A 10,418-nucleotide genomic window follows, 5' to 3' on the forward strand; every position below is an offset into this window, starting at 1 on the left:
ATTCAGGCAGACTTAAAAACATTTGCAGCCCTCGGTGTTCATGGAATGAGCGCAATCACAGCAGTAACAGCACAAAATACGGTTGATGTAACCGCGATTCAAGATATATCTCCTGATTTAATAAGCGCTCAAATTAATGCAGTTTGGGACGATATTGGTGTGGATGCTGCTAAAACGGGTATGCTTCACACTGTTGAAATTATTAAAGTAGTTGCAGAGGAAATCGAAAATAAGGGATTTCCTACTGTTGTTGATCCCGTTATGATATCAAAAAGTGGTGTTCCTTTACTCAAAGAGGAAGCTGTGAATAGTTTGATCTCCCATATCCTCCCAAAAGCTGATGTTATAACTCCAAATGCTCATGAAGCAGAAAAACTCTCTGGAATGCAGATAGAGTCCCTTGAAGACGCCAAGAAAGCGGCGATAAACCTAGCAGAATTAGGTCCAAAGGCAGTCGTGGTAAAAGGAGGACATATTTTTTCTGAGGATGGTTCAATAGATGTATTATATTATAATGAGGAATTTGTTACAGTGACCTCCGAAAGAATTGATACTAAAACGACGCATGGAACTGGATGTTGTTTTGCTGCAGCAATTGCTGCTGAAATCGCTAAAGGAAAAGATATAAACGAAGCTTTTATTGTTGCAAAAGACCTTATTACCGAAGGAATACGACATGGACTCCCACTTGGTAAAGGATATGGCCCCGTTAGTCCTATGGCCCATCTTTACAACGAAGCTGAGAGATATTATGTTCTAAAAGATGTACAAAATGCGCTTGAGAAACTTGAGAAAAATCCAAAAATGATTCAACTCATTCCAGAAGTACGATCAAACTTAATTATGGCTACATCTTATGCTATAGACGCTAAAGATGTTGTTGGTATTCCAGGGCGAATAACTGCTACAAAGGATGGAATAAAAGCTGTTATGTGTCCAACTTTCGGCGTATCTCAGCATGTAGCGAACACTATATTAACTGCAAAAAGATATGATCCTTTAATTAAAGCTGGAATGAATTTGCGTTATTCTGAAGAAATTCTTGAGATATGTAAAAAATCGAATTTCTTAATTTCCTGTTATGACCGTAAAAAGGAACCTCAGGATATAAAAACGAAAGAGGGCAAAACAACAGCTTGGGGCGCTGAGCAAGCGATTGAAGCTGTTGGAAGAGTGCCAGACGTTATCTACCACACCGGTGACTTGGGAAAAGAACCAATGATAACAATATTGGGCAATTCAGCATTAGCTGTTGCCCAAAAGGTCTTAAGAATTTCAAAAAATCTGCCCTAAAATTTACATGGATTATGCGAAGGTTTAAAGCGGAAAATAGAGGGTACCTTCAAGAAAAATTATAAAAAGAAGGAGCTCCATACAGAACGTTTTACCTATAGATATGATGTATATAGTCTACTTCAATAGAAGGTGAGTAAGTTTGCAACCTCCACCACCAGAAATTCTATTCGGTTTTGGTATTTTAGCACTTATGATAGCCATTGGAGTTATATGGTTTGTAGTTGCTATATTGATTGCAGTCTGGGTGTATAGAGATGCCGAAAAGAGGGGCGAGAGCGGAGCATTGTGGTTAATTATCGTATTGATTACGGGGATAATCGGTTTGATAATTTGGCTGATTGTCAGGGGAGACAAGCCTGAGATAAAATCATAAAAACAATCACAATAAAAAAAAGAAGATAAACTAAACGAAATCGATGTACACTGTTGCAGTGAAGTCTGGGATTGTCTCAAAGTTAAAAATCACATCAAGTCGAACTGATTGACCTCTTACTTCTTCTTTATACTCTGCGATTTCTTCAGCAGCTACAGTAAAACTATCAGTTTCGTCCAGTCCAGCAAGGATATCAAACCCTTCTTTTCCATCACCATCATCATCAGCATTATCGACATCGATGTTGTGCGTATAGATCTTAACTTCCCAGTCCCAGATTCCTAGAATCCTTTGGACAGAATAAATCTCCATGGACATATCCGTGAGATGGACCGTCTCACCGTTATTTTGAATAGCGAGGTCTACACTGATAGCATTGTCAACGTTTATTGTAAGTGGGTTATCCTTAGTATTGTACTGAGATACATCATTGCCGTTTATTAAAACTGTCATCGTTAGATCCTGGTGTGTGTATGCTGCATTAGATAGCGGAGCGAACGTACTAAGTGCAAATAGAGCTACAAGCAATAAACCAATTATTGATGTAGATTTCCTCAAAATAATTCACCTTTCCTAAAGTCTTTTCTCATTATCCAATTATCTGAGTGAGCTACCTCGTGCTTAAGCCTTGAGGCTTCCTGCTTCTACGACAGACTCGATCCCCTGGCGGGTTACGGAGGTCTTATCTCCACAGGCTTAACATCCCTACGCCCCGTAGGTACTCATAGACGCAAGGAGCACCAGATTATATGAACCCAACGCCATTCATCACCACGCTAAAACATTGGTGCTTTCTTGCTTGGCTTTTTGTAAGATAAATAGATCTCCATCTTTAATAATTCTTTTAGTACAATTTTTTCCCTTACTATAAGGTTTTTTAATTTGAAACAAAGCAAGAATGCTGCCCACTTTAGTTAGAAATGAATTGCTAAAGGCAGATACTTGTGAAAAAGATTGTTTAGACTTAATAAATAAGCCTGGAAAAAGTCTAGTTTGGTAAAATAAATAATAAGATAAAAAAATGAAAAATCTGGAGTTCTTGATATCGAAATGCTACTCAATCTAAAGAGCCATTATTGAGTCTTCCAGAAATATTTGAGTGCATACAAAAGATATATCGTTAGAACTAGGAATGAACCAAATGTAAGCCACGTAGCAGTCAAGCCTAACGCTGAAATTATTAAACCGATTACTGCGAGTACGGTAGTGGCAAACCAAGACCATTTTTTCATGTACCATAATCCACTTCCCACAGCCATCATTATAAGCGCTAGGAAAATCCAGCCAATCCCTAAAATCAACTCATTACCTACGCCCCACAACGGTGTCGTAAGTAGTGTGACTGCTATAACCCCTAGGAAAATCAATCCTCGGACTAATACAATGATACCAACGATATAGACTAGTATTGCTAAAAGGGTGATACCAATAGGTCGTTTTTCCATATTATTCTCTCCTCATTTTTTTGATTTTCATTATTTAGAATTACTTATCAGTTAAAACTGATATAATAGAGTTTATTTGATAAGCCTTTTAGTACACCGTTTGCACATGCCAAAAATCGATTGTGGGGCATTTTTTGCATGAAAAAAATCGAGTTCACGCCTAAACAAAACTTTCAGGTAGAATTTTTCGTAAGACAAGATTCTTTTTGTTAATAAAAAACTTCTTTTGTCCATTTTCCAGTATAACGTTAATTATTTTTGCGTCTACAAGCTTCTTCATATTATATCTGATGGTTCCCTGAGATTTCCCTAATTGCTTTGCAATAAGATTCTGGTATGCCCCAGGGTTTTTTGAAATGAATTGAACTATCGCTTTAGCAGTATTGCTTTTTAATATTAATCGGGGATCCTTCGGTGAAATCTTTCTTCCAGTTGGATAATAAACTTTGTACTGCTTATATCTATGAGAGCCAATAAATCCAAAATCTTCTAGAACCTGTAAATGCCAAACTCCTGCAAAGGGTCCTATATCGATATAATCAATAATCTCACGAAAATGGGCACCCTCATTATTGATAATATAGTCGTACATTTTCTCTCTGGTAACATTCGTTAAAATTTCATCTTTTTTAAGATTTCTAACCGCCGGTGGACGAATTACTGTCCCAATAGCTACACAAAATATAGCTAATTTTTTCAGAAATTTGAAGGCAAATTCCCTATTTGTAAGTATAATGATATACGAGACGGCTATCGCACTTATTGAAGTGTATACAATCAATTGTGACGTTTGAATCCCTTTGAAAAATTCAAATAAGCCATTAGAATCTTCAGATGCTATTTGCCCTTCTTTTAGGTATATTGTAATAGAATAGTCTGGGATACTTTCAAAGTTAAGGTTGATATCAACACGCACTCGTTGACCTCTAATTTGCTCTTTATACTCTTTAATCTCTTCTGAATATACAACAAAATTACGGGATTCACTCATTCCCGACTCAATATCAAAACCTTCTTTTCCATCACCGTCTTCATCATTATTGTCGACATCTATGTAATGTGTAAAAACTTTCGCTTCTTGATCCCATAAGAGAATCTCTTGAATTGTATAGACATCGATTGACGCATCGATTAGGTGAACAGATTCGCCAGCGTTTGATATATCTAAATCTATTTCTATATCGTTTTCAATATCTATTACAAGCGGATTTTCCTTAGTATTATGTAGAGATATGTCATTATCATTTACTAAAACTGTGAATGTGAGGTCTTGGTGTGTATATGAGGCATTTAGAGACGAAACAAGAGCATTAATGGTGAAAAGCATCATAAAAATGAAAACTAGAACAGACACAGATTTTCTCAAAATGCTTTCATCCCTTGTTTGGAAGCCAATAGACTTCTTATTGGTTCTCTATAATATATAATTAAATTATTAAGTTTTAGAATGCATTAAAATCGATTTAATAAATAAAAAACATACTATAGAAATTCACAAATAAAAGATCCAGCAATTTGATTTAAGTAAAATGCTTTATCATTAAAAGAATTTGTATTTACACTGAAAACGCATTTTCAGGGAGAATTCTACGTAAAGCTAGGTTCTTTTCGTTAATATAAAACCTGTTTTGCCCATTTTCCTTCATAATGTTGATTATTTTTGCGTCTACAAGCTTTTTCATATTATATCTAATCGCTCCTGAAGATTTCCCTAATTTTTTTGCAATAAGGTTTTGATATGCTCCAGGATTTTTTAAAATAAAGCGAACGATCGCCTTAGCAGTTTTACTTTTTAGTACAAGGCGGGGATCCTTCAGTGGAATTATCTTTCCTGGAATTAATGGATAGAAAATCTTATAGTGCTTATATCTGCGAGAGACAATGAACCCAAAATCTTCTAGAACTTGCAAGTGCCAGGTGCCCTCAAATGGACCAATATCAATATGATTGATAATTTCGAGAAAATGAGCGCCTTCATGAGAACAAATGTAGTTATAAATTCGATCTCGGGTATCATTCGTTAATACCTCATCTTCTTTAAGATTTCTAATTGAAGGTGGACGAACTACAGTACCAATAGCTACAATAAATGCTTCAGCACTTATAATAACAAAAAACATTTCACCAATCTTGAAAATTAGAGCTGCAAACTTGAGTGCAATTTTTTTATTCGTTTGCATTACAACAAATGAGACTAAAAGAGCGCTTGCTGTTGTATATAAAATCAATTGTGACGTTTCAACCCCTCTAAACGGGTCAAATAAGTCTATCGTATATTCTGTATCTTGTGTAACTCCATTATCACTAATACCTTCCGTATTTCCGTCTGTTTCCGTGTCATTGGAGGCTTCTGGTGAAACTACACCTTCTTCTATATAAACAGTAATAGTATAGTCAGATATAGTTTCAAAATTGAAAGTTAAATCAACCCGAGCTCTTTGATCTCTCATTAGTTCCTTGTATTCTTCAATATCTTTTGACCTTAATCTAAGACTTTTTGATTCTGCCAATCCAGCAACAATATCGAAACCTTCTCTTCCATCGCCATCTTCGTCACCATTATCAACATCGATGTTGTATTTAAAGATCTTTGTTTCATAATCCCAAAAAAGTGCTTTCTGGATTGTATAGACCTCAATTGATGTGTCTATTAAATGAATTGTCTCGCCTGTGTTCGAGATATCAAAATCTATCTCGATATCGTTATCTACATCCAATAAAAGTGGGTTATTTTTAGTGTGACTTGATACTTCACTACCGTTTATCAAGACAGTTATAGTAAGGTCTTGATGTGTATAAGCAGCATTTCCAGGGGAGATAAAAGCTGATAATGTGACTAGTGTTACAAATACCAGGATAAAGATGGGCAGATTTTTTTTCAAAATATATTCACCATTTTAATGAGGTATTATAACTTTAGTGACAAATAGCTTTATTATTACCTCACAAAATACCTCACTACGCAATTGTTTTGTTTTCTAATCTATTCCTATGTATATTTTTGGACTTAATATTTGAAATTCTTTGCTCCATTCACAACTTGGTACACTGGGTTTTCCATCTTAATTGATTTTATTTTGCTAAAAATCACTTTTGGTACAGATTTTGTTACTTTCCAGTTTAATCTAGAACAGCATATTATACAAGAGGGTATTGAAAAATAGTATTACATTAGAAGCACATTGAAAAATCAAATCAAAAATAAAAAGAAAAGATTAGGATTACACAAACTCCACATAAACTGTTATGGTAAAGTCTGGAATGCTTTCAAAGCTAAGAATCACATCAATGCGATTGGTTTGTCCTCTAAGTGCTTCTTTATTCTCTCCAACATTGCTTAGGAACAAAGTAAAACTGGCTTTCGTTCCAAATCCTGCAGGGATGTCTTCGTCGACTTCGAATTGATTTTCGTAGAATTTTGTGTCCCAGTGCCAGAAAAGAACAGGCTGGACATTATAAAGTTCAACAGTAATGTCGTTAAGATGGACAATAGTCCCATTGTTTGCGAAAGAGAACTCTCCTTTTACATCTTCATCGAGATTTATTACAAGTGGATTATTAGCAGTATCATGTGTTGATACATCTGATCCATTCAGAAATAGTGTCATCGTTAGATCTTGGTGAGTAAAGGCAGCGCTTGAGAGTGGGGCGAAGGCAGTCATCGCGAATAATGCTACGAATAGAAACGCAAGGAAAGTCACAGGTTTTTTTAAAACATATTCACCTTTTCTAGATTGTTTTAGATATTTTACTCCGAAGAGAGTAAGATAATAAACGGTTTTATAGTTATTAATTCTTTTAATACAATTTTTAATATACCTAAAAAATTAATTTTGCAGGCAAATACCTATGCAGTTTTCCTAGGTTAGATCTCTTAAATTAATTAGTTTTTCTTCGCTAATGAAAAACTTCTTTCGTCCATTGTCAGTTGTAACTTCAATTAGTTTGGCGTTTACAAGTTTTTTAAGCTGGTATTGTATCGTTCCATGTGATTTGCCTAATCCTTTTGCGATTTCATTCTGATATGTTCCAGGATGTTTTAAAATGAAACGAACTATCTTTTTAGCGGTTTTATTCTTTAGCACTAATCGAGGATCTTTCAATGGTATCTTTCTACCTGTTGGGTAGAAAATCTTGTAATGACCGTGTCTGCGAGAGACAATAAATCCAAAATCTTCCAGCACCTGCAAATGCCAGATACCTGCAAATGGGCCTATATCGACATGACCAATAATTTCGCGAAAATGAGCGCCTTCGTGATTGCAAATATAGTTATAGATTTGTTCTCGGGTATCACTTGTCAAAACATCTTCTTCTTTAATATTTCTGATTGAAGGTGGACGAAGTACTGCACCGATAGCTACAAAAAATGCGTTACTAATTTTGAAACCAGCGTTACCAATGATAAAAAAAGCGTCGCCTATCTTAAAAATCATCGCGAGAAATTTAAATGCGATTTTTCTATTTGTTAACGTTACGATATGCGTGATAGCTATCGCGCTTACTGTAGTATACGCAACAAATTCTGGCAGTTGAATGTCTTGAAATGCTTCGAAGAAGTTCACCACAATCTCATTTCCCGTAAAATTTCCATCGGTTCCACTATCATTTTCACCAGCATTGCTGTCATTTTCACCAGCATTGCTGTCATTTTCACCAGCATTGCTGTCATTTTCACCAGCATTGCTGTCATTTTCACCAGCATTGCTGTCATTTTCACCAGCACTACTAACTAGTACATCTAAAGTGGTCTTACAGTCATCTATGCTTTTTTCGGCTTTTCTATAAGCCTCATCATAGTGTCCAATTGCTAGTTCCTTCTTAACATCGGTAAGGGGGTCTTTTGCCTTTTCGATAGCGTTTTTGGCTTCATCTATGCTTTTACTATCTAAACCACTTGTTTTAACCTCTTCTATTTTATTTTCTACCTCTGCTATCTTATTTTCTGCTTCCTTTAGTTCATTTTCCGCTTCTTCTTTGGTTTTTTCCTTATCTTCGTAAATATTCAGAAGGGAGTTATGCGATTTTTGATCTATTGTGTTATGTGCTGCAGAAAGAGGATAAGTGCGCTCTAAATTGTTCCAAGTTGCATTAGGTCCATAAAAAGATATGAATGATACTGCGAATCCTACATATAGAGAAATGATTAGACCACATAAAAGTAACTTTGATATTTTCAATTTAGCGTCCTCTAGTTTGGAGCCACTTTCATAAGGATATGTTTATTCTGATATTCTGAATCGTGACGAAATAACTTAATCTAACCTTTTAATATTTCTGGGAAGTCTAAGAGCTCACTAAGGAAGCAATCTTTTGAAAGGTAGAGATGGGCATAATAAAGGCAAACAGTTGTGCTAACTATTATACAAAAAAAGACGTTAAAAAGGTCTTTGGTACAGAATTCATCATTAATTGCCGTTAAAGTGCAATTTGAAAATTTAAAAAAAGAAAACAGAAAAACAGAGTTAGATGTGTTGCCAATAAACGACAAGTTCATAATCCCAGCCATTTTGCATGACGATGCTTACATGACTTTGGTAGACGGGATCTGTAAATATTTCTGCTAGAGAACCGAGTAACCCTGTGCTTACTGTATTTGTAAAGTCTACGCTTGTGCCAGAGGAGAGTGTCGCTCCATACAATTCAAAAGAAGAGACTTGAACACCAGAAGTTGTTGTTTTAATGTCCAGCTTTTCTATAAGAATGGTTGGCCCGCCATTCTCAATACTTACGGTAATGACAACATCTCCAGAAACCTGTAGAGGTGCCTCTGCTGTGGTCGTAGGTGCCTCTTCACCATTAATCAGTACAGTTACTATAAGATTTGTTTCTGCGGTATTTTCTTCTGCACTCTCATTGTTATCAATATCTTCTGTGTGGTCTCCTACTTGACCCTCGTCACTATCATTAGTTGCTCCTTCGTCACTATCATTAGTTGCTCCTTCGTCACTATCATCAGTCGGGTTATTGTTAGCATTATCTTCTAAAACCTTAATTCCATCTCTAGAAAAACTCTCTAGAGCATGGTTGTCCTGTTGCAAGACCGTTACTGAGTCAGGCGACGCTTTTATGGGTTTGGCAACACCAAAACTCATAATTAAAACGCTTATAAGCAATAGAACGCCTAAAATAGCTGTTGTTTTTTTCAGTTTCTTATCTCCTTTTTATTTGATTTAAAATGTAATAGAGGTTCTTCTTTTAAAAATCAATTTTGGTACAGTTTTCATCATTAAACTTAACATTTCTTTTTAAAAATCAATTTTGGTACAATTTTTATCATTTTTTAAATTAATCTAAAATTTGGTACATTTTTAGCCATTTAAACTAATTCAAAATTTGAAGAAAATTTAGTTAATAATGAAGTCTTCAGAATGAATTACGTGAAAGGTGCATTTAGTGAATTAATTATTGCAGTCAAAAAGATTATATGGACGGAGCTTGCTACCAGAAATAAGTGATATCGATGAATGTGGAAGAGTTTAAAGAAATTCAAAAATGGCTCACAAGCGTGAAAAAGTCATCAGCGAAACAATACATCTATAATATGAAACGTTTTTGTGAATATTTTGATGTAACACCGCCAGAAATTATTACAATTGCAGAAAATGATAAAATTGAAATTAAAGTCATGCTGAATACATTTTACAATCATTTACGCGAAGAGGGAAAGAGTGCTAATTATGCGGCTTTCAATGAGAGCGCTGTAAAATCCTTTTTACGTTTCTACGATATTATAATACAAACAAAGCGGCGCACGCCGCGGAAATATGAACGGGAAACGCTAAGAAAAGAACATATCCGTCAACTTGTGGATTCTACGAAACATATTCGTGAAAAAGCGATCTTTACACTAGGCTTTCAGACGGGAATATCGATTTCCGATATAGTCAATTTAGACTATGGAGATGTAAGACAGGCACTTGAAGGGGATGAAGACGCATATATTGTAAAATATGTTCGGAAAAAGACTGATACTGAAGCGGAATTTGTTTTGGGACGGGATACTATTCAGTATCTTAGAAAATACATTCAGTGGCGACAACAACAAGTCGAAGAAATTACAGATACTAGCCCCCTCTTCGTGACCGTTCGGAAATATAAAAGCGAATGGAGGCGTGTTTCGGTAAGAAGTGTACAACACAATGTTCGAAAAACAATAATACGAGCAGGACTTGCTACGGCAGAAGAATTAGAAAAATATGGGACCTTCAATCCGTTTTCCATGCACGCGGTTCGGAAAGGATTTAGTTCAGTTGCTGAAGCGTATGGTATGCCACACAGTCAGATCGAGGAGAGTATGGGAC

General features: G+C 35.6%; 10 protein-coding genes. 3 read left to right on the plus strand and 7 right to left on the minus strand.

What is annotated here, in order from left to right; genetic code table 11:
* Both QVB70_RS03115 and QVB70_RS03120 read left to right on the plus strand, forming a co-directional pair.
* Window positions 1-1,293, plus strand: a 1,293-nt coding sequence (locus QVB70_RS03115; RefSeq protein ID WP_287583281.1) for a bifunctional hydroxymethylpyrimidine kinase/phosphomethylpyrimidine kinase, incomplete at its 5' end; no start/stop codon positions are given.
* Between the two features lie 142 nt (window positions 1,294-1,435).
* A complete protein-coding gene (locus tag QVB70_RS03120) occupies window positions 1,436-1,669 on the plus strand; it encodes a hypothetical protein (RefSeq protein ID WP_287583283.1) in 234 nt (77 codons plus the stop codon).
* Window positions 1,670-1,699: 30 nt separating this feature from the next.
* Here QVB70_RS03120 and QVB70_RS03125 read toward each other — a convergent pair whose 3' ends face one another.
* The 7 genes from QVB70_RS03125 to QVB70_RS03155 form a co-directional block, all read right to left on the minus strand.
* A complete protein-coding gene (locus QVB70_RS03125) occupies window positions 1,700-2,227 on the minus strand; it encodes a hypothetical protein (RefSeq protein WP_287583285.1) in 528 nt (175 codons plus the stop codon).
* 515 nt (window positions 2,228-2,742) lie between these two features.
* Entirely contained in the window at window positions 2,743-3,114 is a 372-nt protein-coding gene (locus QVB70_RS03130) for a hypothetical protein (protein ID WP_287583287.1), read from the minus strand.
* Between the two features lie 160 nt (window positions 3,115-3,274).
* A complete protein-coding gene (locus tag QVB70_RS03135) occupies window positions 3,275-4,468 on the minus strand; it encodes a winged helix-turn-helix transcriptional regulator (RefSeq protein WP_287583289.1) in 1,194 nt (397 codons plus the stop codon).
* A gap of 202 nt (window positions 4,469-4,670) precedes the next feature.
* Entirely contained in the window at window positions 4,671-5,996 is a 1,326-nt protein-coding gene (locus QVB70_RS03140) for a winged helix-turn-helix transcriptional regulator (protein ID WP_287583291.1), read from the minus strand.
* Window positions 5,997-6,335: 339 nt separating this feature from the next.
* Window positions 6,336-6,722, minus strand: coding sequence for a hypothetical protein (locus tag QVB70_RS03145; RefSeq protein WP_287583294.1), 387 nt, complete (start codon window positions 6,720-6,722; stop codon window positions 6,336-6,338).
* A gap of 252 nt (window positions 6,723-6,974) precedes the next feature.
* Window positions 6,975-8,294: a winged helix-turn-helix transcriptional regulator gene (locus QVB70_RS03150; protein WP_287583296.1), complete on the minus strand. Its 1,320-nt coding sequence runs from the start codon at window positions 8,292-8,294 to the stop codon at window positions 6,975-6,977.
* Window positions 8,295-8,579: 285 nt separating this feature from the next.
* A complete protein-coding gene (locus QVB70_RS03155) occupies window positions 8,580-9,209 on the minus strand; it encodes a hypothetical protein (protein ID WP_287583298.1) in 630 nt (209 codons plus the stop codon).
* 368 nt (window positions 9,210-9,577) lie between these two features.
* On the opposite strand from QVB70_RS03155, the gene QVB70_RS03160 reads away from it, so the two are divergent.
* The coding region (locus QVB70_RS03160; RefSeq protein WP_287583300.1) for a tyrosine-type recombinase/integrase at window positions 9,578-10,418 on the plus strand (841 nt) is incomplete at its 3' end.

This window comes from Candidatus Borrarchaeum sp., assembly GCF_019058535.1.
Lineage (GTDB): Archaea > Asgardarchaeota > Sifarchaeia > Borrarchaeales > Borrarchaeaceae > Borrarchaeum > Borrarchaeum weybense.

Coding starts and splice junctions, on each gene's coding strand:
- QVB70_RS03130 (WP_287583287.1), bottom strand. CDS start 3,114: ATGGAAAAACGACCTATTGGTATCACCCTTTTAGCAATACTAGTCTAT.
- QVB70_RS03145 (WP_287583294.1), bottom strand. CDS start 6,722: ATGACACTATTTCTGAATGGATCAGATGTATCAACACATGATACTGCT.
- QVB70_RS03155 (WP_287583298.1), bottom strand. CDS start 9,209: ATGAGTTTTGGTGTTGCCAAACCCATAAAAGCGTCGCCTGACTCAGTA.